14 protein-coding genes, 27 tRNA genes and 3 rRNA genes are annotated in these 24,079 nt (G+C 38.9%); 3 read left to right on the top strand and 41 right to left on the bottom strand.

The genetic code is table 11. The features are described 5' to 3' along the window. Positions 1-88: 88 nt before the first annotated feature. The 36 genes from GJE18_RS07545 to bcp all read right to left on the bottom strand — a co-directional run bounded on the left by GJE18_RS07545 (position 89) and on the right by bcp (position 13,691). Positions 89-811 (bottom strand): amino acid ABC transporter ATP-binding protein, encoded by a 723-nt coding sequence (locus GJE18_RS07545; RefSeq protein WP_107368902.1) that lies wholly within the window; start codon positions 809-811, stop codon positions 89-91. Further along, the gene (locus GJE18_RS07550) at positions 804-2,261 is read right to left on the bottom strand and encodes an ABC transporter substrate-binding protein/permease (protein WP_060551404.1); all 1,458 of its coding nucleotides are present in this window, start codon (positions 2,259-2,261) and stop codon (positions 804-806) included. Before GJE18_RS07550 ends, GJE18_RS07545 begins: the two co-directional genes overlap by 8 nt. A 117-nt stretch (positions 2,262-2,378) precedes the next feature. Then, positions 2,379-3,437, bottom strand: coding sequence for a PTS sugar transporter subunit IIC (locus GJE18_RS07555; RefSeq protein WP_060551405.1), 1,059 nt, complete (start codon positions 3,435-3,437; stop codon positions 2,379-2,381). A gap of 170 nt (positions 3,438-3,607) precedes the next feature. Beyond that, positions 3,608-3,691: transfer RNA gene (locus tag GJE18_RS07560), tRNA-Leu, on the bottom strand. A gap of 40 nt (positions 3,692-3,731) precedes the next feature. After that, positions 3,732-3,806, bottom strand: a tRNA-Gly gene (locus tag GJE18_RS07565). A 23-nt stretch (positions 3,807-3,829) separates the two neighbouring features. After that, a tRNA-Gly gene (locus GJE18_RS07570) sits at positions 3,830-3,904 on the bottom strand. A gap of 22 nt (positions 3,905-3,926) precedes the next feature. Further along, positions 3,927-4,001: transfer RNA gene (locus GJE18_RS07575), tRNA-Gly, on the bottom strand. Positions 4,002-4,017: 16 nt separating this feature from the next. After that, a tRNA-Cys gene (locus tag GJE18_RS07580) sits at positions 4,018-4,092 on the bottom strand. A gap of 8 nt (positions 4,093-4,100) precedes the next feature. After that, positions 4,101-4,172, bottom strand: a tRNA-Gln gene (locus GJE18_RS07585). A gap of 16 nt (positions 4,173-4,188) precedes the next feature. Continuing rightward, positions 4,189-4,261 (bottom strand) — tRNA-His (locus GJE18_RS07590). Between the two features lie 2 nt (positions 4,262-4,263). After that, positions 4,264-4,337: transfer RNA gene (locus tag GJE18_RS07595), tRNA-Trp, on the bottom strand. Positions 4,338-4,347: 10 nt separating this feature from the next. Beyond that, a tRNA-Tyr gene (locus tag GJE18_RS07600) sits at positions 4,348-4,431 on the bottom strand. Between the two features lie 5 nt (positions 4,432-4,436). After that, positions 4,437-4,512 (bottom strand) — tRNA-Thr (locus tag GJE18_RS07605). A gap of 13 nt (positions 4,513-4,525) precedes the next feature. Continuing rightward, positions 4,526-4,598, bottom strand: a tRNA-Phe gene (locus GJE18_RS07610). An 11-nt stretch (positions 4,599-4,609) separates the two neighbouring features. Further along, a tRNA-Asp gene (locus GJE18_RS07615) sits at positions 4,610-4,686 on the bottom strand. Positions 4,687-4,694: 8 nt separating this feature from the next. Beyond that, positions 4,695-4,768 (bottom strand) — tRNA-Met (locus GJE18_RS07620). Between the two features lie 24 nt (positions 4,769-4,792). Then, a tRNA-Ser gene (locus GJE18_RS07625) sits at positions 4,793-4,885 on the bottom strand. Positions 4,886-4,894: 9 nt separating this feature from the next. Continuing rightward, positions 4,895-4,968, bottom strand: a tRNA-Ile gene (locus tag GJE18_RS07630). A 29-nt stretch (positions 4,969-4,997) separates the two neighbouring features. Then, positions 4,998-5,071: transfer RNA gene (locus tag GJE18_RS07635), tRNA-Met, on the bottom strand. Between the two features lie 29 nt (positions 5,072-5,100). Next, a tRNA-Ala gene (locus tag GJE18_RS07640) sits at positions 5,101-5,176 on the bottom strand. A gap of 22 nt (positions 5,177-5,198) precedes the next feature. After that, a tRNA-Pro gene (locus tag GJE18_RS07645) sits at positions 5,199-5,272 on the bottom strand. 14 nt (positions 5,273-5,286) lie between these two features. Continuing rightward, positions 5,287-5,360, bottom strand: a tRNA-Arg gene (locus GJE18_RS07650). Positions 5,361-5,372: 12 nt separating this feature from the next. Beyond that, positions 5,373-5,461 (bottom strand) — tRNA-Leu (locus GJE18_RS07655). A gap of 7 nt (positions 5,462-5,468) precedes the next feature. Beyond that, a tRNA-Gly gene (locus GJE18_RS07660) sits at positions 5,469-5,543 on the bottom strand. Positions 5,544-5,547: 4 nt separating this feature from the next. Further along, positions 5,548-5,629 (bottom strand) — tRNA-Leu (locus tag GJE18_RS07665). A 5-nt stretch (positions 5,630-5,634) separates the two neighbouring features. Beyond that, positions 5,635-5,710 (bottom strand) — tRNA-Lys (locus GJE18_RS07670). Between the two features lie 5 nt (positions 5,711-5,715). Next, positions 5,716-5,791, bottom strand: a tRNA-Thr gene (locus GJE18_RS07675). An 8-nt stretch (positions 5,792-5,799) separates the two neighbouring features. Continuing rightward, positions 5,800-5,875, bottom strand: a tRNA-Val gene (locus GJE18_RS07680). A 9-nt stretch (positions 5,876-5,884) separates the two neighbouring features. Then, positions 5,885-5,999: ribosomal RNA gene (gene rrf, locus GJE18_RS07685) — 5S ribosomal RNA — on the bottom strand. A gap of 152 nt (positions 6,000-6,151) precedes the next feature. After that, positions 6,152-9,078, bottom strand: a 23S ribosomal RNA gene (locus GJE18_RS07690). 293 nt (positions 9,079-9,371) lie between these two features. Beyond that, positions 9,372-9,447, bottom strand: a tRNA-Ala gene (locus GJE18_RS07695). A gap of 14 nt (positions 9,448-9,461) precedes the next feature. Next, positions 9,462-9,538, bottom strand: a tRNA-Ile gene (locus tag GJE18_RS07700). 85 nt (positions 9,539-9,623) lie between these two features. Next, positions 9,624-11,175, bottom strand: a 16S ribosomal RNA gene (locus GJE18_RS07705). Together the 16S, 23S and 5S rRNA genes with 27 tRNA genes alongside form the textbook arrangement of a ribosomal RNA operon. A gap of 555 nt (positions 11,176-11,730) precedes the next feature. Then, positions 11,731-12,192 carry a peroxide-responsive transcriptional repressor PerR gene (gene perR, locus GJE18_RS07710; RefSeq protein ID WP_060551406.1) on the bottom strand — a complete coding sequence of 154 codons (462 nt, stop codon included), beginning with the start codon at positions 12,190-12,192 and terminating at the stop codon, positions 11,731-11,733. Positions 12,193-12,276: 84 nt separating this feature from the next. Beyond that, positions 12,277-13,227, bottom strand: coding sequence for a phosphoglycerate dehydrogenase (locus GJE18_RS07715; protein ID WP_107368426.1), 951 nt, complete (start codon positions 13,225-13,227; stop codon positions 12,277-12,279). Positions 13,228-13,232: 5 nt separating this feature from the next. Continuing rightward, the gene (gene bcp, locus GJE18_RS07720) at positions 13,233-13,691 is read right to left on the bottom strand and encodes a thioredoxin-dependent thiol peroxidase (RefSeq protein WP_060551408.1); all 459 of its coding nucleotides are present in this window, start codon (positions 13,689-13,691) and stop codon (positions 13,233-13,235) included. Between the two features lie 80 nt (positions 13,692-13,771). On the opposite strand from bcp, the gene GJE18_RS07725 reads away from it, so the two are divergent. Further along, complete coding sequence (locus GJE18_RS07725; RefSeq protein WP_107368427.1) at positions 13,772-15,073, top strand: glutamate-1-semialdehyde 2,1-aminomutase; 1,302 nt, start codon at positions 13,772-13,774, stop codon at positions 15,071-15,073. Between the two features lie 334 nt (positions 15,074-15,407). Next, the gene (locus GJE18_RS07730) at positions 15,408-16,505 is read left to right on the top strand and encodes an FUSC family protein (protein WP_060551410.1); all 1,098 of its coding nucleotides are present in this window, start codon (positions 15,408-15,410) and stop codon (positions 16,503-16,505) included. Between the two features lie 104 nt (positions 16,506-16,609). Here GJE18_RS07730 and GJE18_RS07735 read toward each other — a convergent pair whose 3' ends face one another. The 4 genes from GJE18_RS07735 to mutY form a co-directional block, all read right to left on the bottom strand. After that, the gene (locus tag GJE18_RS07735) at positions 16,610-18,190 is read right to left on the bottom strand and encodes an FMN-binding glutamate synthase family protein (RefSeq protein ID WP_107368428.1); all 1,581 of its coding nucleotides are present in this window, start codon (positions 18,188-18,190) and stop codon (positions 16,610-16,612) included. Positions 18,191-18,351: 161 nt separating this feature from the next. Further along, on the bottom strand, positions 18,352-20,088 hold the full coding sequence (locus GJE18_RS07740) for an ABC transporter ATP-binding protein (RefSeq protein WP_103345885.1): 1,737 nt from the start codon (positions 20,086-20,088) through the stop codon (positions 18,352-18,354). A gap of 114 nt (positions 20,089-20,202) precedes the next feature. Then, the gene (ntdP, locus tag GJE18_RS07745) at positions 20,203-20,748 is read right to left on the bottom strand and encodes a nucleoside tri-diphosphate phosphatase (protein ID WP_037566893.1); all 546 of its coding nucleotides are present in this window, start codon (positions 20,746-20,748) and stop codon (positions 20,203-20,205) included. Positions 20,749-20,804: 56 nt separating this feature from the next. After that, positions 20,805-21,857 carry an A/G-specific adenine glycosylase gene (gene mutY, locus GJE18_RS07750; RefSeq protein ID WP_107368429.1) on the bottom strand — a complete coding sequence of 351 codons (1,053 nt, stop codon included), beginning with the start codon at positions 21,855-21,857 and terminating at the stop codon, positions 20,805-20,807. An 88-nt stretch (positions 21,858-21,945) separates the two neighbouring features. Here mutY and GJE18_RS07755 point away from each other — a divergent pair, with 88 nt between their 5' ends. Continuing rightward, on the top strand, positions 21,946-22,923 hold the full coding sequence (locus GJE18_RS07755) for a metal-dependent hydrolase (RefSeq protein WP_060551414.1): 978 nt from the start codon (positions 21,946-21,948) through the stop codon (positions 22,921-22,923). Between the two features lie 400 nt (positions 22,924-23,323). On the opposite strand, the gene GJE18_RS07760 is transcribed toward GJE18_RS07755, so the two are convergent. After that, the gene (locus GJE18_RS07760; protein ID WP_225906135.1) at positions 23,324-23,977 is read right to left on the bottom strand and encodes a teichoic acid translocation permease; all 654 of its coding nucleotides are present in this window, start codon (positions 23,975-23,977) and stop codon (positions 23,324-23,326) included. Positions 23,978-24,079: the final 102 nt, after the last annotated feature.

Here is a 24,079-nt window from a genome sequence, read left to right on the forward strand (position 1 = left end):
ACTTTTTTGTATTCAATTCTTTAATTACAAAAAAAGTATTTCCTAAATATATCATATCTAAGAAATACTTTCTTTTTATTAACATTGATTACATCACACGTTTTAAGAAGCTTTTAGTACGCTCATGTTGAGGGTTTTCAAAAATCGCTTCAGGAGGCCCTTCTTCTACTACAATCCCATCCGCCATAAATACAACACGATCACTGACGTGTTTTGCAAAATCCATTTCATGTGTGACCACTACCATCGTCATGCCTTCTTTAGCTAGTGATTTCATAACATTTAAAACTTCGCCAACAACTTCTGGATCTAACGCAGATGTTGGTTCATCAAATAACATAACTTTTGGATTCATAGCTAGCGCACGAGCAATCGCAACCCTTTGTTTTTGACCGCCTGATAATTGGCTTGGATAGGCATCTGCTCTTTCTTTAAGACCAACTCTATCTAATAGTAGTAATGCCTGTGCATTTAAATTTGATTTTTGTCCCTTTTTAAGTAATTGCGGTGCTAAAGTAATATTATCAATCACTTTTTTATGTGGGAATAAATTAAAATTTTGAAACACCATACCCATATCTTGGCGCAAAGTATCTATTTTAGTATCTTTTTTTGTTAAATCTTTATTTTCAAACCATATCTCCCCTTTTGATGGTCTTTCTAAAAGATTCATACAACGTAACAATGTACTTTTACCACTACCTGACGGTCCAATTATTGCTACAACTTCACCTTGATGAATATTTAAATTAATCCCTTTTAACACATCTTGCTTACCAAACGATTTATACAGTTGTTTAATGTTAATCACTGACTTTCAATCTCCCTTCAAAAACATTCATTAATCTTGATAACGTGAATGTTAAAATGAAATATAAAATTGCAGCTACTAATAGTGGTGTGAATGGATCAAAGGATGCACCTTGAACAACTTGTGCATTAAACATTATCTCACTAACCCCAATCACTGAGATAATCGATGACTCTTTAATTACAGTTACAAACTCATTACCTAAAGCAGGTAAAATATTTTTAATTGCTTGAGGCATAATGACGCTTTTCATCGTTTGAGCGTAGTTCAATCCTAAACTACGTGCTGCTTCCATTTGTCCTTTATCTACTGCATTAATTCCCGCACGAATAATTTCTGCAATATATGCTGAACAATTGATAACTAATGCGATTGCACCGCATATAAATGCTGATATATCCAATCCTAAAACAGCAGTTGTTCCGAAATAAACAAGAAACACTTGAACAAGTAATGGCGTGCCTCTAATGAATTCTATATAAGCTGATGCTAACCATTTCAAAGGTTTAATAGAACCTATTTTCATGAGTGCAAATAACGCACCGAAGACCGCTCCTAATACAACACCAATGAGTGAAATAAAGATTGTGTTCTTCAATCCTGTGACGAAGAAATTACCATATTTTGATAAAAAACTTCCTTCATCTTTCATTGCTTCAGCCGCTTTATCTTCAAATTGTGCGATTAAATTTTTCTTTTCAACATCTTTAATCGTCGTATTAACTCTATCTAACAATTCAGGAGAATTTTTAGGTACAGCAATGGCGGTTTCTTTTTTTGAATCTGCAAAAGTAGCTTTAGAAAAAGTTAAATCTTTGTTTTGCTTTAAGTATGCAGTACCTACAGCACTATCTAATACAATCGCATCTAATTTGTTACTTTTAAGAGATAAAATGACTTCAGGTACACGTGTTAATGACTGTACCTCGGCATCTTGAATTTCTGAACGCGCAAGTTCTTCTTGAGTTGTTTGTTTTTGTGCACCAATACGTTTTCCTTTCAAATCATCTAACGTTTGAAATTTATCTACATCCTTTTTACGAATAATGACTTTTTGATCAACTTCCATATAAGAGTTAGAAAAATCGACTTCTTTTTTTCGTTCGTCCGTAGGTGTCATCCCTGATATGATGACATCCACTTTACCTGTTTTTAAAGCACCTAACAAACTATCAAACTGCATATTGACTATTTTTAATTTAACGCCATTGTCTTTCGCTATTTTTTTAGCCAATTCGATATCTATCCCAGCATATTCACGTTGGCCATTCACTGTACGCTCAAATTCCATAGGGGCATAATCAGCAGATAATCCTACGCGTAACTCCCCTCTAGCTTTAATTTTATTCCATTGATCATCATTTACTGCTTTAGACTGTGGGCTAATAATGGTCGTTAATACTATCATTACGACAAATATAGCAGTGAATAACTTCCCCAAAATATTCATTGAACAACCTCCCTTTAAATAATATTCATTATTATACATATATTCGTAAATTTATGCAATAAGGTTTTAAAAAAGAGATGACAGACGTTTTGAATGTCATCTCTTTAACTATGAATTTTACTGCTTAGGTATTTCAAATCGATATATATCATCTGAGTAACCAGTTATCCATTTTTTACATAACTGATGGACAATAAAACCTAACGTAAATGGTATGATAAGGTAACCGAATGTTAACAACAATATATTCATAATTGGATCCCCAGACATACGTGCGAATGCATTTAAGGGCCCCACTAAACCTGTATACCCAAATCCTGCAGACATTGGTGTGCCTTTAATACCAATTAAATAAGTAAGTGTACCTGTTATAGCACCATTAATTGCAAGTGGAATCATAATAATAGGATGTTTCAAATAAACAGGAATCATCATTTTCGCAGCACCAATAAATAGTACAACATTCACACCCAATTTATTCACACCTAGTGACCCAAAGATAAACGTTACACATGCAGCCACGATACCCATATTACCTGCACCACTACCAAGGCCATCTAATGAAATGGCAGTCGCAATCGCCACGACGGATATAGGAGTCACCATTAATAATGCAAAGGTCATGGAAATAAGGATACACATGAGTAATGGATTAAGTTCAGTGAAGGATTGAACCATGGCACCGATGGCTTGTGTTACTTTGCGCACGTGCGGTAAAATTGTCAATCCTACAATTCCACTTAATACTGGAATTAAAACAGGCAAAATAATCATTTCTAATGAACCAAACTTGTTTTTTAAAACTAAAAATAGAAAACAAGCTAAGATAACGACTAAAATAATATTAATTATGTCCCCAATACCTTGTAGAAAAACTTGCCCATTTTTATATTGAATTGCTCCAGAGCCAAGCATCGCAGATATGCCTGTAATCGCGACACCTGGTCCCGAAAATTTAAAAGCATGTGCTGCCAGAGCACCTATGATAAATGCCATAAAAGACTGAATGATGAGCACAAGTTGGTACATTAATTCTAATGTAGGTTGGCCATCTTTAAAGAATTTTAAAAACTCACCTAATAGTGCATTAGGAAGCAATGCAATGACGACCCCTGCACCAACAGCATTAAGAATGTTCGTAAAAAATTGCTTTTTTTCTGAATTTGATTTTGGCAATGTTTGCCCCTCCTCAAAATTAATATATCTATCATAATATATACAATGTCGTGTCTCAATCACTTGTGTAGTTTTTCTCTCTATATTATTAAAAAATATACTGTTTAAATGTTAGATACCTTGAAACCAATAAAAAAAGCCGCATTATATGCGACTTCGAACGAATGATATACCGGTGGTCGGGGTCGAACCGACACGTCTGTAAAGACACGGGATTTTGAGTCCCGCGCGTCTGCCAATTCCGCCACACCGGCAATGTACAAAAAAACTCCCATTAACTTGGAAGCAATCATTTGGAGCGGAAGACAGGACTTACACCTGTACCTCTTTCCGGGAAGGAAAGTGTTCTAAGAATTGAACTACTCCCGCATAAAATTAAACAAATTGTAATTTGGAGCGGAAGACAGGACTTACACCTGTACCTCTTTCCGGGAAGGAAAGTGTTCTGAGAGTTGAACTACTCCCGCATAATATAAAATAAATATAATTTGGAGCGGAAGATAGGATTTGCACCTATACCTTTTTCCGGGAAGGAAAATGTTCTGAGAGTTGAACTACTCCCGCATATTTAGTATTTAAATGGAGGCGGCAACCGGATTTGAACCGGTGAATAGAGGTTTTGCAGACCTCGGCCTTACCACTTGGCTATGCCGCCAAAAGGAACTGGGCTAGCTGGATTCGAACCAGCGAGTGACGGAGTCAAAGTCCGTTGCCTTACCGCTTGGCTATAGCCCATTAATATGAAATAAAGGGCGGCTGATGGGAATCGAACCCACGAATGTCGGAACCACAATCCGATGCGTTAACCACTTCGCCACAGCCGCCATGGCAGGGGCAGTAGGAATCGAACCCACATCAAAGGTTTTGGAGACCTCTATTCTACCGTTGAACTATGCCCCTATGCATAATATGGTGGAGGGGGGCAGATTCGAACTGCCGAACCCGAAGGAGCGGATTTACAGTCCGCCGCGTTTAGCCACTTCGCTACCCCTCCATACATGGTGCCGGCCAGAGGACTTGAACCCCCAACCTACTGATTACAAGTCAGTTGCTCTACCAATTGAGCTAGGCCGGCAAACATAAAAAAGTGGTTCAGGACGGAATCGAACCGCCGACACAAGGATTTTCAGTCCTTTGCTCTACCGACTGAGCTACTGAACCATTTTTAAAAATGGCGGTCCCGACGGGAATCGAACCCGCGATCTCCTGCGTGACAGGCAGGCGTGTTAAACCGCTCCACTACGGGACCTAAAAATATTGCGGGAGGCGGATTTGAACCACCGACCTTCGGGTTATGAGCCCGACGAGCTACCGAACTGCTCCATCCCGCGTTAATAGAAATGTAAAAATTAAAATGGCGGAGGAAGAGGGATTCGAACCCCCGCGAGCCGTTAAGCCCCTGTCGGTTTTCAAGACCGATCCCTTCAGCCGGACTTGGGTATTCCTCCAAAATTATATGGACCTTGCAGGACTCGAACCTGCGACCGAACGGTTATGAGCCGTTAGCTCTAACCAACTGAGCTAAAGGTCCGAATAATCATTTCTATCAACTATAAATAGTGGCGGCGGAGGGGATCGAACCCCCGACCTCACGGGTATGAACCGTACGCTCTAGCCAGCTGAGCTACGCCGCCGTAAATAAGTTGGTTGATATTAAATTAAATGGTGGAGACTAGCGGGATCGAACCGCTGACCTCCTGCGTGCAAAGCAGGCGCTCTCCCAGCTGAGCTAAGCCCCCATATAGGTATTATTTTAAGAAGTCGGGAAGACAGGATTTGAACCTGCGACCCCTTGGTCCCAAACCAAGTGCTCTACCAAGCTGAGCTACTTCCCGTAAAGCTATGGTAGCGCGCCCGATAGGAGTCGAACCCATAACCTTTTGATCCGTAGTCAAACGCTCTATCCAATTGAGCTACGGGCGCATATTTAAATCATGGTGCCGAGGACCGGAATCGAACCGGTACGGTGATCTCTCACCGCAGGATTTTAAGTCCTGTGCGTCTGCCAGTTCCGCCACCCCGGCAAAATAATGGAGCAGAAGACGGGATTCGAACCCGCGACCCCAACCTTGGCAAGGTTGTATTCTACCGCTGAACTACTTCTGCTTAATGCGGGTGAAGGGAGTCGAACCCCCACGCCGTAAGGCGCTAGATCCTAAGTCTAGTGCGTCTGCCAATTCCGCCACACCCGCATAAATGGTGAGCCATAGAGGATTCGAACCTCTGACCCTCTGATTAAAAGTCAGATGCTCTACCAACTGAGCTAATGGCTCTCACATGGTGCCGGCCAGAGGACTTGAACCCCCAACCTACTGATTACAAGTCAGTTGCTCTACCAATTGAGCTAGGCCGGCTATTAAAATGGTGGAGAATGACGGGTTCGAACCGCCGACCCTCTGCTTGTAAGGCAGATGCTCTCCCAGCTGAGCTAATTCTCCAATATGTAAGCTTGGCAACGTCCTACTCTCGCGGAACGTAAGTCCGACTACCATCGGCGCTAAAGAGCTTAACTTCTGTGTTCGGCATGGGAACAGGTGTGGCCTCTTTGCTATTGTCACCAAACAATGTTTTACTTCGTGACAAACGTTTTCACTTCGTAAAATACGGTGTGGCAAACGTTCGTATTCGAACATGTCACTTCGTAAAATGAATGATTATACATTCAAAACTAGATAGTAAGTATTGGTTTCACAAGCATCACCTTATGAACTAAATTGATTAAGTCTTCGATCGATTAGTATTCGTCAGCTCCACGTATCGCTACGCTTCCACCTCGAACCTATTAACCTCATCATCTTTGAGGGATCTTATAACCGAAGTTGGGAAATCTCATCTTGAGGGGGGCTTCATGCTTAGATGCTTTCAGCACTTATCCCGTCCATACATAGCTACCCAGCTATGCCGTTGGCACGACAACTGGTACACCAGAGGTATGTCCATCCCGGTCCTCTCGTACTAAGGACAGCTCCTCTCAAATTTCCTACGCCCACGACGGATAGGGACCGAACTGTCTCACGACGTTCTGAACCCAGCTCGCGTACCGCTTTAATGGGCGAACAGCCCAACCCTTGGGACCGACTACAGCCCCAGGATGCGATGAGCCGACATCGAGGTGCCAAACCTCCCCGTCGATGTGAACTCTTGGGGGAGATAAGCCTGTTATCCCCGGGGTAGCTTTTATCCGTTGAGCGATGGCCCTTCCATGCGGAACCACCGGATCACTAAGTCCGTCTTTCGACCCTGCTCGACTTGTAGGTCTCGCAGTCAAGCTCCCTTATGCCTTTACACTCTATGAATGATTTCCAACCATTCTGAGGGAACCTTTGAGCGCCTCCGTTACTCTTTAGGAGGCGACCGCCCCAGTCAAACTGCCCGCCTGACACTGTCTCCCAACTCGATAAGAGTTGCGGGTTAGAAATCCAATACAATTAGGGTAGTATCCCACCAATGCCTCCACGTAAGCTAGCGCTCACGCTTCTAAGGCTCCTACCTATCCTGTACAAACTGTACCGAATTTCAATATCAGGCTACAGTAAAGCTCCACGGGGTCTTTCCGTCCTGTCGCGGGTAACCGGCATCTTCACCGGTACTATGATTTCACCGAGTCTCTCGTTGAGACAGTGCCCAAATCGTTACGCCTTTCGTGCGGGTCGGAACTTACCCGACAAGGAATTTCGCTACCTTAGGACCGTTATAGTTACGGCCGCCGTTTACTGGGGCTTCGATTCGTAGCTTCGCTAATGCTAACCACTCCTCTTAACCTTCCAGCACCGGGCAGGCGTCAGCCCCTATACGTCACCTTACGGTTTAGCAGAGACCTGTGTTTTTGATAAACAGTCGCTTGGGCCTATTCACTGCGGCTCTTCGAAGCGTGAACCTCAAAGAGCACCCCTTCTCCCGAAGTTACGGGGTCATTTTGCCGAGTTCCTTAACGAGAGTTCGCTCGCTCACCTTAGAATTCTCATCTTGACTACCTGTGTCGGTTTGCGGTACGGGCACCAATCTTCTAGCTAGAGGCTTTTCTTGGCAGTGTGAAATCAACGACTCGAAGAAAACATGTTTCTTCTCCCCATCACAGCTTGACCTTAATGAGTGCCGGATTTGCCTAACACTCAGTCTCACTGCTTAGACGTGCACTCCAACAGCACGCTTCGCCTATCCTACTGCGTCCCCCCATCGCTTAAAACGAATCATGGTGGTACAGGAATATCAACCTGTTATCCATCGCCTACGCCTGTCGGCCTCAGCTTAGGACCCGACTAACCCAGAGCGGACGAGCCTTCCTCTGGAAACCTTAGTCAATCGGTGGACGGGATTCTCACCCGTCTTTCGCTACTCACACCGGCATTCTCACTTCTAAGCGCTCCACATGTCCTTGCGATCATGCTTCAACGCCCTTAGAACGCTCTCCTACCATTGTCCTAAAGGACAATCCACAGCTTCGGTAATATGTTTAGCCCCGGTACATTTTCGGCGCAGTGTCACTCGACTAGTGAGCTATTACGCACTCTTTAAATGATGGCTGCTTCTAAGCCAACATCCTAGTTGTCTGGGCAACGCCACATCCTTTTCCACTTAACATATATTTTGGGACCTTAGCTGGTGGTCTGGGCTGTTTCCCTTTCGAACACGGACCTTATCACCCATGTTCTGACTCCCAAGTTAAATTATTTGGCATTCGGAGTTTGTCTGAATTCGGTAACCCGAGAGGGGCCCCTCGTCCAAACAGTGCTCTACCTCCAATAATCATCACTTGAGGCTAGCCCTAAAGCTATTTCGGAGAGAACCAGCTATCTCCAAGTTCGATTGGAATTTCTCCGCTACCCTCAGTTCATCCGCTCACTTTTCAACGTAAGTCGGTTCGGTCCTCCATTCAGTGTTACCTGAACTTCAACCTGACCAAGGGTAGATCACCTGGTTTCGGGTCTACGACCAAATACTCATTCGCCCTATTCAGACTCGCTTTCGCTACGGCTCCACATTTTCTGCTTAACCTTGCATCAGATCGTAACTCGCCGGTTCATTCTACAAAAGGCACGCCATCACCCATTAACGGGCTCTGACTACTTGTAAGCACACGGTTTCAAGTTCTCTTTCACTCCCCTTCCGGGGTACTTTTCACCTTTCCCTCACGGTACTGGTTCACTATCGGTCACTAGAGAGTATTTAGCCTTGGGAGATGGTCCTCCCAGATTCCGACGGAATTTCACGTGCTCCGCCGTACTCAGGATCCACTCAGGAGGGTATACGTTTTCGACTACAGGATTATTACCTTCTATGATTAACCTTTCCAGGTTATTCGTCTAACGTATTCCTTTGTAACTCCGTACAGAGTGTCCTACAACCCCAACAAGCAAGCTTGTTGGTTTGGGCTCTTCCCGTTTCGCTCGCCGCTACTCAGGGAATCGATTTTTCTTTCTCTTCCTCCGGGTACTAAGATGTTTCAGTTCTCCGGGTCTACCTTCTCACATGCTATGTATTCACATGCGGATAACACGACATAACTCGTGCTGGGTTCCCCCATTCGGAAATCTCTGGATCACAGCTTACTTACAGCTCCCCAAAGCATATCGTCGTTAGTAACGTCCTTCATCGGCTTCTAGTGCCAAGGCATCCACCGTGCGCCCTTAATAACTTAATCTAAACGTGTTGATAAGCGTTCGCATTCTGCTTCATCACGGCACAAATCGCTCAGTTACTTACAAAAGTAAGCGCCTTCGCTCTTGTTTGTGATTCATAGACTGACAAACGCTTTCAATTCACGTTTATCGTATCTATAACATATGCACTACTTACCATCCACCAGTTATTAATTATTGTGAGTCGTCTGTCGACGACTAGCGATAATTTTTTGTTTCAAGCTTTTCGCTTGTCACTCGGTTTTGCTTGGTAAAATCTATACTTACTTATCTAGTTTTCAATGTACAAAATAAATGGTGGAGACTAGCGGGATCGAACCGCTGACCTCCTGCGTGCAAAGCAGGCGCTCTCCCAGCTGAGCTAAGCCCCCAAAAAATATTTAAATGGTGGGCCTAAGTGGACTCGAACCACCGACCTCACGCTTATCAGGCGTGCGCTCTAACCAGCTGAGCTATAGGCCCCTGTTAAACAACCATTCAAAACTGAATACAATATGTCTCCGTTATTCCTTATCGCCTTAGGCGATATTCCGTATATTATCCTTAGAAAGGAGGTGATCCAGCCGCACCTTCCGATACGGCTACCTTGTTACGACTTCACCCCAATCATTTGTCCCACCTTCGACGGCTAGCTCCAAAATGGTTACTCCACCGGCTTCGGGTGTTACAAACTCTCGTGGTGTGACGGGCGGTGTGTACAAGACCCGGGAACGTATTCACCGTAGCATGCTGATCTACGATTACTAGCGATTCCAGCTTCATGTAGTCGAGTTGCAGACTACAATCCGAACTGAGAACAACTTTATGGGATTTGCTTGACCTCGCGGTTTCGCTGCCCTTTGTATTGTCCATTGTAGCACGTGTGTAGCCCAAATCATAAGGGGCATGATGATTTGACGTCATCCCCACCTTCCTCCGGTTTGTCACCGGCAGTCAACTTAGAGTGCCCAACTTAATGATGGCAACTAAGCTTAAGGGTTGCGCTCGTTGCGGGACTTAACCCAACATCTCACGACACGAGCTGACGACAACCATGCACCACCTGTCATTTTGTCCTCCGAAGAGGAAAACTCTATCTCTAGAGCGGTCAAAAGATGTCAAGATTTGGTAAGGTTCTTCGCGTTGCTTCGAATTAAACCACATGCTCCACCGCTTGTGCGGGTCCCCGTCAATTCCTTTGAGTTTCAGTCTTGCGACCGTACTCCCCAGGCGGAGTGCTTAATGCGTTAGCTGCAGCACTAAGGGGCGGAAACCCCCTAACACTTAGCACTCATCGTTTACGGCGTGGACTACCAGGGTATCTAATCCTGTTTGATCCCCACGCTTTCGCACCTCAGCGTCAGTTACAGACCAGAAAGCCGCCTTCGCCACTGGTGTTCCTCCATATCTCTGCGCATTTCACCGCTACACATGGAATTCCACTTTCCTCTTCTGCACTCAAGTTTTCCAGTTTCCAATGACCCTCCACGGTTGAGCCGTGGGCTTTCACATCAGACTTAAAAAACCGCCTACGCGCGCTTTACGCCCAATAATTCCGGATAACGCTTGCCACCTACGTATTACCGCGGCTGCTGGCACGTAGTTAGCCGTGGCTTTCTGGTTAGGTACCGTCAAGATGTGCACAGTTACTTACACATATGTTCTTCCCTAACAACAGAGCTTTACGATCCGAAGACCTTCATCACTCACGCGGCGTTGCTCCGTCAGGCTTTCGCCCATTGCGGAAGATTCCCTACTGCTGCCTCCCGTAGGAGTCTGGACCGTGTCTCAGTTCCAGTGTGGCCGATCACCCTCTCAGGTCGGCTACGTATCGTCGCCTTGGTAAGCCGTTACCTTACCAACTAGCTAATACGGCGCGGGTCCATCTATAAGTGACAGCAAGACCGTCTTTCACTGTTGAACCATGCGGTTCAACATGTTATCCGGCATTAGCCCCGGTTTCCCGGAGTTATTCCAGTCTTATAGGTAGGTTACCCACGTGTTACTCACCCGTCCGCCGCTAACGTCAAAGGAGCAAGCTCCTCGTCAGTTCGCTCGACTTGCATGTATTAGGCACGCCGCCAGCGTTCATCCTGAGCCAGGATCAAACTCTCCATAAAAGAAGTAAGCTTGATATAGCTCGTTGATTGGTTAAGCCAATCACTCTTGAAAGTACATTACGTACTCAAAATTATCGGAATTAACGTTGACATATTGTCATTCAGTTTTCAATGTTCGTTAGTTGCTTTTTTAAACCGTTACAATAATCAATTATACTTCATTCGAATTTTCGTGTCAAGAAAAATTTTAAAAGTTTTTTAATTACTTTGTTTTCGGCTCGTCGTTTCAACATTATACATTTTATAATGTTCTCTTAAAACTTACAAGCGTTAATTTTACACTTTTAATGTTTTTTCAAAAACTCAAAATGAGATTAACGTTGTTTGCTTGTCGTATCTTAGCGACTTTTATATCTTACCAACGGATACCTCTTCCGTCAACATAAAAAAGCAAGAAAATATGCTAAAAATCACTCTAGATTGGAAATGTAACACCAAAAGTGTGAATGATAGAACATTCTACGTAAAGATTAATTTACTAAACCTTAAAAATGCCAAAAAAATAGAACCTTAAACCTGTTAATGTTTAAGATTCTATCCGTTAGATACTATAATCTATGAATCATTATCTTGACTTTCTTTACATTCTTGACATATACCATATATTTCCATTCGATGGTGCGTAATATTAAAATCCGTGACATGTTGTGCTAACTTTTCGATCTCATGTAATGATGGATAATGGAAATCTACTATTTTACCGCAATTTTCACAAATCACATGATAATGATTTTGTGTATCAAAGTCAAAACGACTTGATGCATCCCCATAAGTTAATTCTTTAACAATTCCTGTTTTTTTAAAAACTTTAAGATTGTTATATATGGTTGCAACACTAATATTTGGAAAATCAGGTGATAACGATTGATAAATTTCATCAGCAGTTGGATGTGTTTTTGAATGAATCAGAAAATTAAGGATTGCCTGACGCTGTGGCGTAATACGCACTCCTGCTTCACGTAAAGTTGCAATAGATTCATTTAACTGATGTTCATAAGTTTCCATTTCTGCAGCCATTGTATCCACCCGTCTTTCTAGTTAAGAATTATTATTACTTAATATTAATATAATGGTTGCAATTTGCTCATGTCAATGATTTCGTTAATATCCTTTATTTAAATCTACGATATTCTCAATTAGAGTGCCCTTATTGAGAAAATGTTGTAAATTTTGAATAAAAATTTCAGTTGCTTGTGTTTTATTATGATTTCCATTTCCAGATATATGACTTGTCAGCACGACATTTTCTAAATGATACAATTCTGAATGAGGTGATAATGGCTCTGTTTCAAAAACGTCTAAATACGCTTTACGTATTTCAGAATTTTTTAAAGCATCTACTAAGACTTTTTCTCGAACAATTGTGCCTCGACCTAAATTTATAAATAACGTATGTGGTTGCATTTGTTTAAAGTCTTCAGATGTAAGTAAATACTTCGTTTTCTCTGTTTCGGGTAACACATTAACGATGATATCCGCTTGATGATAATATTTAAATTTATCCTTTAATGGATATTTTTCGTGGAATCCATCTGCTTTATGCCCTGTTGTATTTAAACCGATTGTTGTCATACCAAATTGTTGTGCAATGCGCGCAGCTGATTGCGGAATTTTCCCTGTACCTAGGAACATGATTGTTTGATCAGCAATTGTAGGTGTTGTTCTTTTATGATTATAAATTTTATTTAATTGTTCCGCATACGTTTCTTTTAACGCTTTATAATCATCAAGTAAATAAGCAAACAAAAATTCTGTTAATTGTTGGGCGTGTACACCTTTAGCATTCGTTAAAGCAATATGATTTTCTTTTAGGCATTCTAGTGGTAATGCATTCACACCTGTCGCATACCACATAATCCATTTTAGATTTCGAGCCTCTTTTATAAAGGCCCTATCGATATCTGCATGGTAACTTAATAATACATCCATATTTGCTTTTGATGTATCAGGTAAATAGGATGGATGCTTATAAAATTCAAACTCTACTTCTGGAAAAAGTGCTTTTAACCTTTCCTCTTCTTCTCCTAAGCGCATCAAACTAACGACAAGCATCACTATCACCCCTCAAGTATAGCTTTTAATGTGTCCATTTGTTCTTTCACTTTTACCTTCTCAATTACATCGATGACATTACCTTCCTCATCAACTACAAAAGTTGTACGAACGATCCCCATTGTTTCTTTACCAAATGTTTTCTTCAATTGATATACACCTGTAGCTTCGGATAATTTAAAATCTTCGTCTACTAATAAATCGAAATTCAATTGGTGTTTTTCAATAAAGTTTTGATGTTTGCGTTTAGAATCACCACTTATACCATAAACTTGAACATTTAAGTCATTAAAATATGTTAAATTGTCTCTAAAATCACATGCTTCTGTCGTACATGTCGGTGTATTGTCACGTGGGTAAAAATACAGTATTGCTTTTTTACCTTTTAATGAAGCTTTTGAAATTTTTTCGCCTTTTTGATTTTCAAGTTCAAACTCAGGAAATTGTTCACCTTTATTTATCATGATACTCCCTCTTTCTTCATTTGTTTTATTTTATGATACGATATGAAATGAAAATATAAAACAAAAGAGGCTGATAAATCATGAAGTTTACGAATAGTGAAGCTTTACAACATGAATCAAATGAATATATTCTTGGCGGTGTGAATTCTCCTTCTCGCTCATATAAAGCTGTAGGTGGTGGTGCTCCTGTGGTGATGAAAAAAGGTGAAGGCGCATACTTATATGATGTAGATGGCAATAAATATATTGATTATCTGCAAGCTTATGGCCCTATCATTACAGGTCATGCACATCCTCATATTACTAAAGCGATTCAAGATCAGGCAGCACTCGGTGTACTTTATGGCACACCTACAGAGTTAGAAATTGATTTTGCCCGTAAATTGCGTCGTGCGATGCCTTCACTCGAAAAAATTCGTTTTGTTAATTCTGGAACTGAAGCTGTTATGACCACTATACGTGTTGCACGCGCCTATACAAAACGTAATAAAATCATAAAATTTGCAGGATGTTATCATGGGCATTCTGACCTAGTATTAGTGGCTGCCGGAAGTGGTCCTTCTCAACTGGGCTCACCTGATTCTGCCGGTGTGCCAAAAAGTGTTGCTCAAGAAGTGATAACTGTTCCTTTCAACAATATTGAAGCCTTCAAGGAAGCAATGGCACATTGGGGTGATCAAGTCGCAGCTGTTCTCGTAGAACCAATTGTGGGTAATTTTGGTATGGTGGCACCTCAACCAGGCTTTCTAGAACAAGTAAATGATATTACTCATGAGCATGGCGGTTTGGTAATTTATGATGAAGTCATCACAGCATTTCGATTTCATTATGGAGGCGCACAAGATTTGTTAGGTGTTTATCCTGACCTCACTGCATTTGGCAAAATTATCGGTGGGGGTTTACCTATCGGTGGCTATGGCGGAAGACAAGATATTATGGAACAAGTAGCGCCCTTAGGTCCAGCATATCAAGCAGGTACAATGGCTGGTAATCCTTTATCAATGCGTGCTGGTATCGCATTATTAGAAGTTTTAGAACAAGATGGGGTTTACGAAAAGTTAGACCGACTTGGTCAACGATTAGAAAAAGGTTTACAAGATGCAATCGATCAATATGATATCAAAGCTACCATTAATCGTATTCGTGGTGCATTAACGGTATACTTCACAGATGAAAAAGTTACGCATTACGACCAAGCTGATCAATCAGATGGCGAACAGTTTGCAACATTCTTTAAAGCGATGTTATATCAAGGTATTAATCTAGCACCTTCTAAATATGAAGCTTGGTTCTTAACTACTGAACATACAGAAGCCGACATTGATCAAACGATTGAAGCTGCGCATAAAGCATTTCAACAATTATCTCGCAAATCACACTAAATTGTAATATGATTTGAATAAGAAAAAGATTGGCATAGACCGCTTTAAAAATAAATTACCCAACACGTTATTTAACTTTTAAGATGGTGTAATTCTTCATCAGCGTATGTGTCAATATATCATTCTATAGTCATAGTATAAGTATTTGTAGAATTGTAGATATGGACATGTTAGTCTACTACCCACATCTATTTAGTACGATATCATAAAAATGTAGCAATGAATAAAAGTAAGCATATACACTATGGATACCCTAAATAGATGCCGGTTATTTCAATTGAACACAATGACTTTATTATGCTCACTATTTCGCCTAAATAAAGGAGTGCATAAATTGAAATTAGGTGCAAGAATATTAAAAACAGGAATAGCCATCATACTTGCCGTATCGGTGGCATCATTACTCCCTACCTCTGCAGGAATGATAACTGTTGCTGGGATTGCTGCAGTTGTCGCTATGCAACCAAGCGTATATCGAACATTCAAAACAATCGTTGATCAATTTCAAGGGAATATTATTGGTGCGCTGTTAGCTGTTACGATGGTCTCCATTTTCGGGAATAACATCCTGATTATGGGCGCGACAGTGATTTTACTCATAGCTATTTTATTTAAATTAAACATTGCCCATGTAGCAACGTTAGCAACTGTTACTGCTTTAATTATTATGGGACAACATGATGGCTCATTTTATATGTCAGCGTTTTATAGATTTGTTCTAGTCATGATTGGTGTATTGAGCTCATTTATAGTAAATCTAACGTTTTTACCTCCTAAATTTGAAACTAAAATTTATTACAATTCCCTCAATATCACCACCGATATTTTTAAATGGTTTAACTTAGTTTTAAATGACGCAACAGAATTCAACTATGTAAAACAAGATTTAGAACAACTGCGTCAACGCGTTGTGAAATTAGAACAACTATTTGAATTTTATAAAGAGGAACGTTCTTTAACTAAAAAACATGCTCGTGCACAAACACGAAAGAAAATTCTTTTCAAAGAGTTAGTATTATCAACACGCGATGCGTATGACGTACTCCGCCGAATGAATCGATATCAAAATGATTTATTGAATTTAAGTGAGTCTTTGTTTTTACAAATTAAATTAGAAGTTGACGAATTAAGTCAATTTCATGAGCAAATTTTAATTAGTATTACGAAAAAAGCGAAATTCGAAAATCCTGAATTTCAAAGTCATGTAACAAATCCATTGAAAAAAGATTTACTCACAGCATATCAGGAAGCGTTTAATACCAACACTTCTTCAGAACAGCAAGAATTTAATACAAATGTCATTCATGTGATTGCTGCTTTAGAGGAATATCGCTATAACCTTGAACATTTAAATCGTTTAAGAAGTAGTTACTTCAAATATCATAGTAATGATCCTGACATTGATATCATCAAAGAAGATTTTGATTTATAAAATACTCAGATCATAAGCATACAATAGCCTTCAAAATTCAAGATATAATGAATTTTGAAGGCTATTTCAATATCTTTATTTGAATCGAAAACTTTAAAAAGCTTTTATGACTTAATTAGCTTTAACTGGTAGTCATGAATAGATTGAATGGTCCCATTGTTATTTTTTACCGTAACATGCTCTGGTCCGATTTCAGTAGGGCTTGCAACCCCAACTGCTGCTGCAATATTAAACAATCCTTCATGTAGCGACGTAATATAATTCGTTACTCGATATTCTTTTTCTTCAATGACAAGTGCACGTTCTTTTTTAGGATCTGTTGTCGCAACACCAACTGGGCATGTGTTTTTATGACACTGTCTACTCATAATACACCCGACGCTAATCATCATGCCGCGCGCGATATTAACTAAATCCGCACCTAAAGCAAGTGCAATTGCAATTTTATCAGGCGTCACTAGTTTACCAGAAGCAAAAATTTTCACTATTTCTCGTACACCGTTAGCTTTTAAAATGCCATCTACAATTGGTAAAGCTGTAAATAGCGGGAGTCCTACGCCATCTTGCAATTCTTGAAATGTAGAACCTGTGCCACCCTCTCCGCCATCTACTGTAATAAAATCTGGAAAAATATTTAATTCAACCATCGCTGTAACTAGTTTTTTTACATCATTTGGATTCCCTACAACAATTTTAAACCCCACCGGCTTTTGACTTAACTCACGTAATGTTGCCACCCATTTAAGTAACGCATGGGGGCTATCTATAAAATCAAAACGGTTCGGTGAATTAATCGTTTCATACGGTGGCACATTTCGTATTTCTGCAACTTCTTCAGTCACTTTTTGTCCATCTATGTGACCACCTCTTGTTTTAGCACCTTGTGCGAGTTTGATTTCAAACATTTTGATGCGTGGATGATGTGCTTTTTTTAAAAACTCATCTTTACTAAATGAACCATCTTGATGTCTTACTCCGAAAAGCCCAGGACCTATTTGAAAAATAATATCCGCTTCACCAGCTAAATGATATGATGAAAGACCGCCCTCGCCAGTATTCATCCATGTTCCAGCATGGCCTAATCCTTTTGAGAGTGCGGTAATGGCTTTACTCCCTAAAGCGCCGAAATTCATACCCGATTGGCCTACGAGGCGTTTGGCATAATAAGGAAATCTAATATTTTCACCAATTTTAATATAATGTGCCTTATCTAAGTAATAAGGTGAGATGTCGGTAGATTTGAGTGTTTCTTTTCGACTAAAAAGTGACTCTCTATGAATTTGATATACAAATGTTGAGATTAAAGTTTGATTATCTATAGATAATTCTTTTCGTTGTTTTGGAAACATTGCATTATTTAAATAGAAACCGTCATCATAATCCAATTCAGAACCAAAACTTGTTGCACGTTCGTTGTATTTACCTGCTAAGACAATATGTTGATATTGATCTCGTGAAAAGGGTTTATCTTCATTATCATTTAAAAATAAATATTGTCGTAGTTCAGGCCCAATACTTTCTAAAAAATACCTTACACGTGCTAACACTGGATAATTTCGTAATACACTATGTTGTTTTTGTTTTCGATCAAAAATTAAAAATGCGACACAGGCTATACCTATCCCTAATAATATTGTGACAATAAGGATATTAACAATCAGTTGTAGTATGGATAAAAAAGTCATAGCTTCCTCCCCCTTTAATACCACTATACGCTTACAACGATCATTTTATAAGCAATTTTACTCCATTTAAATCATTTTTAATCTTTTGACTACAAAAAAACACGTGTTTAGCATATGAACTCATTTTGAATTCATACATTTGCACGTGTTAAATACCATATTTATAAATTTTGAATATTGTAAAGACGTTGATAAGCCCCTTGATGTGTCATTAATTCTTGATGTGTGCCCATTTCTACAATTTGACCATTTTCGATGACAACAATTTTATCTGCATGCGTAATTGTTGAAAGCCTGTGTGCGACAATTAAAGTTGTGCGATCTTTACTTAATATATTTAATGCTTCTTGTATAATGGCCTCGCTCTCTAAATCAAGTGCACTTGTCGCTTCATCTAATATTAAAATAGGTGGATCGTTTAAAAAGATACGTGCGATTGATAACCGTTGTTTTTGTCCACCAGATAATTTAACCCCTCTTTCACCAACTTCGGTATTATAACCGTTAGGTAGCGCCATTATAAATTCATGTGCGTTTGCTTTTTTCGCAGCTGCAACAACTTCTTCATCAGTTGCATCAGGACGACCTAACAATATATTTTCTTTCACTGTATCAGAAAATAAAATATTGTCTTGTTGTACCATACCAATTTGTCTTCTTAAACTCCCTGTTTCAAATGATTTAATATTATGTTTGTCAATTAAAATTTCACCTTCTGTGACGTCATAAAATCTAGGGATTAAACTGATTAAAGTAGATTTTCCGCCTCCACTCATGCCAACAAATGCTACGGTTTCACCATGATGTATATTTAAGTTAATATGCTTTAACACATCGCGTTCATCAACGTTATATTTAAAAGAAACATTGCGTATTTCAATATTCCCTTGTGTTATTGGAATGGCTCTGGCGTCATCTGCATTTTTAATATCATATGGTTCATCAAATAATTGAAAGACACGGTCCATTGAAGCAAAACTTTGCGTCAATGTTGTAAAAGATGAAACTAAACGACGTAATGGCCCATAAAGTTGTTCTAAATAACTAACAAATGCAGCTAATGTTCCCACAGTAACAGACCCTGAAATAGCTAAATAAGCGCCGAATCCAATTACAATCAGCGGACCAATATCTGTCACAGTATTAATGGCGGAAAAAGAATATGCATTCCATCGCGTATGTTTAAATGCCTTTTGGAGAAATCCTGTATTACGTTTATCAAAGTTTTTTGCTTCATTGTCTTCAATCGCAAAACTTTTAATAACAGCCATGCCATTGACACGTTCATGCAAGAAACCTTGTGTTTCAGCTAATTTTTGAGATCGTTGACGGGTTAAAGCACGTAAACGCCCAAAAAAGAAATATACTGTTAAAATGTAAAACGGTAAGATGACAATAGCGGCTAATGTAAGTTTTACATCTAAAAAGAACATGACAGATAATGCAATAATGATAGTGATACAATCAAGCCAAATATTCATTAATCCCGTCATGATAAAGTCTTTGGTTTGTTCAACATCGTTAATGACACGAGAGATGACTTCACCCGCTTTATTGTTTGCATAAAAACGAGCGCTCAACGCTTGTAAATGACTATATAATTTTTTACGAATGTCATATAAAATTTTATTACTTGTCCATTGCGCCATATATTGTCTTAAAAATTCGATAGGTGGTCGTACAATGACAAATATAAATGCTGCAATCAACATTGCATATAATAAATGTGTATATTTATCCGACAAACTTAATGCGTCATTATTAATAACATCATCAATCACAAATTTAATCAATAAAGGAATTAATAAAGGAATACCAAATTTTAAAATCCCAACAAAAATAGTCCCTACAATTAACCATTTATAGGGTTTAACAAATTTCAAATAGCGTCTGATCATCTACATCTCCCCCTCTCAACACACAAGAAGAGTGAAATAGAAATGGGTATCACCTTCTCTATTTCACTCACGCTTATTAATTTATTCATATGTTGTATTCTAAGCTGCTTCTACTTAAGTTCTATTTCTTAGCTTTTGAAAACGATTACGCCATACTTTTATAAAATCAGGTGCAAATGGCCCTTTTTTATGTTCAATCCATTGTTGTAGTATATCAACATTGCGTCTTAAAATCACATCAATATCTTTTGGATAGTTCATTTGATTCATATGTTGTTCATATTCGTCTTCATCTAGTAAATGATATTTCCCATTTGGATACACTTTAATATCTAAATCATAGTCAATATATTTTAGTGCTTCTTCATCACATGCAAACGGTGATGACAAGTTACAATAGTAATAAACCCCATCTTCTCTGAACATACATATGACGTTGAACCAATATTCCGAATGAAAATATACGATTGCTGGCTCGCGTGTAACCCAAGTACGTCCATCGCTTTCAGTAACAAGTGTATGGTCATTACCGCCAATAATGACATGATCGGTTCCTTTTAATATCGTTGTTTCAGACCAAACGCGATGTATGTTGCCATCATGTTTATAGGACTGTATTTTTATTGTGTCGCCTTCTTTAGGAATACATGATTTTACCACTTGTCTCACCCCACTTCAAAAATCTCACTTTGTCATTATATCACACTCAATACCCTCTATAGAGCATTTCGCTTACAAAAGGTCTCATAAATTTTAGACATGGATACAGGAAATGTATAATGATGTCGCTCATTAGGACCTAACCATTGCGTTGGGGTATCTTGGTTATTAACATCGTGTGAGGCTATGCTTGCTTTATATACATTTAAAACCCACGTCATATGTGTAAATTGATGTTTAATCACGCCACTTTTAGTTTCACTAATTTTAAGTGAAGGACCAAATTTCGACTTGAGACTTGTAGTATTTTCATCTTCAAGCACCATTGGGAATTGCCACATATTATTCAACAGTTTTTCATTTCTTTGTTCAATAAGATACGCTCCATTTTCATTTTCAATAAGATATACATTGTAATGTAGTACTTTTTTCTTTATTTTTTTCTTTTTTACTGGTAACTCTAAAACTGTACCTAATTCATAGCTTTCACAATGTGTTTGGACAGGACAAAAAATGCAAAGTGGTGATTTTGGAGTACAAATAAGTGCACCGAGTTCCATCATCGCCTGATTAAATGTTCCGGATTCTGTTTCCACATAAGGTAACAACTCATGTTCATAACGTTTACGTGTAGATTGCAACGCGATGTCCGTATCATCATTATTCAACCTCGACCAAACGCGAAAGACATTACCATCGACAGTAGGTAATGGGTGATTAAATGCGATACTCATCACAGCGGCCTGAGTGTATGGCCCTACCCCTTTTAAAGTTTTAAAAATAATTGGGTCGATTGGCACGGTACCTTTATAATTTGAAACAACTTCCTTTGCAGCGGTATGGAAATTACGCGCGCGACTATAATACCCTAAACCTTCCCAGTATTTTAAAACCTCATTTTCAGGTGCCTCTGCTAAAGCTTTGACAGTTGGAAATCGTTCAATAAATCTCATATAATAATCGCGCACTGTATCAACTTGTGTTTGTTGAAGCATCACTTCACTCACCCAAATTTTATAGGGGTCGGTTGTTTCACGCCAAGGCATTTGCCTTTGATTCTCTTTAAACCAGTCAATAAGGTCTGTTTTAAAAGTGGCTGGATAATGCATAAATTTCTCCTTCAAATTGTTGATTGTTTTAGTTCAATTCAATTATAGATTATACTAGATTTAACTAAGTTAGAAATGAGTGACGCTTATGGATACTGCTACACACATCGCTATAGGTGTCGGATTAACTGCATTAGCTACAACTGATCCTGCTTTAGGACAAAATATAGGTGCGACAGCAACGATTCTAATAGCTGGCTCGTTAATTCCAGACATCGATACGGTACTTAAATTAAAAGATAATGCAACTTATATATCAAATCATAGAGGTATCACGCATTCTATTCCATTTACATTGTTTTGGCCTCTCCTATTAACTTTACTTGTTTACAGTTTATTTAATCATTTAGATCCATTACATGTGTGGTTGTGGGCACAGTTAGCCGTTTTTTTACATGTTTTTGTCGATATTTTTAACTCATACGGTACACAAGCATTACGGCCCATTTCAAACAAATGGATTCAGTTAAGTGTAATTAACACTTTTGATCCTATTATATTTTTTATACTCATGTTGGGTATTGTCATATGGACAATGGGCGTACATCCTTATATCGTTTTTGGACCTTTACTTTTAGTCTTAATCGGATATTATATTTTAAGATTTGTGATGCAAGGATGGCTTAAAAAACAAGCTTTAAATCAAGTTGAGCATTTAGGCACACCAATCAAAGTTTTTGTGGCGCCTACGATTCGCTTTTTCCAATGGCGTGTAGCGATACAAACTGAGAAACATGATTATGTTGGTCGTAGTTACGGACGTAACATTGTCTTCAGTGATAAAGTAGAACGCCAACCTTACCCAGATGACTATATTATGCAACACGCACAATATGATCCTAACATACGTGCGTTTTTAGGATTTTCTTCCATATATCGTTGGCACATCAAACATATTGATAATGAAACGACAGAATTACGCTTTATTGATTTACGTTATCTTAAAAACGACCATTATCAATTTGTGGCAATCGTTCATTTAAACCAACAAATGGAAGTTAAACATTCTTATACGGGATGGGTGTTTACTGAAGATAAATTGATGAAAAAGTTATATGCCAGCTAGAAGTCTGTTAATATATTCACCAAAGATTTTGAAATAATTACTAGGCTATGTATCATATCATTTTATGTTTTCGCCCTATTATAAGTGAAAGCGGTATAGTAATCTTAACGATTGCTATCCGCTCTTTGAATGCTTTAAAAGCCTTCACTAAGGAATCTATCGATACTTATTAGAAGGACATTCTATTTTGATCCATTAAGGACTAAAAGGACATAGATTAATATTAGATGCCAATAAAGTTCATTAACTAATGAATTTTGTTGGCTTTTTAATTATTAAAGTAGTGAAATCTCATACTCACCTTATGAAGTAATCACCGTCAATAGTTCTTTCTTAATGCAATGGACGGCACAGAATTTCGTATTAAAAGTAAAGTTCTATCTTTAAAGCTACTTTAACATTATTGAATATGTTCATTTGGGCGTAATTGTGACACGTAATCATTTAATGCGAATGCCAATACTATTATTAACCCAATCCAACACGCAAAATAAAAGTGATAACCTAAATGATTTAACGCATCAGAACCTACAATAACTGATTGCTGGAAGCCATTAACTAAGTAATATACAGGATTTAACATCAATATGTGAACCAAACTTCCATGGAGTGTTGCTCGTATCAATATAATCGGTAATAACACAAACAAAAGTCCTGAGATGCCAAAATAAATTGGATCTAATTTAGCATAAATAACCCGTATTAAACCTAGTAAATACGACAGCAATATTATAAAAATATAGGTTGTCACTGAATAAAAGATTACACCTGAAATTAAAGTGTCTGCATTCACAGGCTTTACAAATCCAATCACTGTTAGTAATACACTTAAAATCAAACTATATACCGCACTTGATATGAGGATATGTAACATAGGATTGCTATTAAAATGACGCGTGACATAGTAATCCCGTGGAAAATTTTTGTAATTCATCCAAATGGCAATTACCATGACGCCAAAAGCAATCAATCCGACAAGACGATACATCATTGTAGCTTGAATGATTTCAGCTACAGATAAAACATGAAATGCAACTTTTAATGATATAATCATCAGCAAACCACTCAGTAACGTTAAAAATAAAACACGTCGTTGTTGAAAAATCCGATAGCGACTATGTCTAATATGTCTGGGTATATTTTTAAAAAAAATAAT

The sequence above is a fragment of the Staphylococcus agnetis genome (assembly GCF_011466855.1).
GTDB classification, from domain to species: Bacteria; Bacillota; Bacilli; order Staphylococcales; family Staphylococcaceae; genus Staphylococcus; species Staphylococcus agnetis.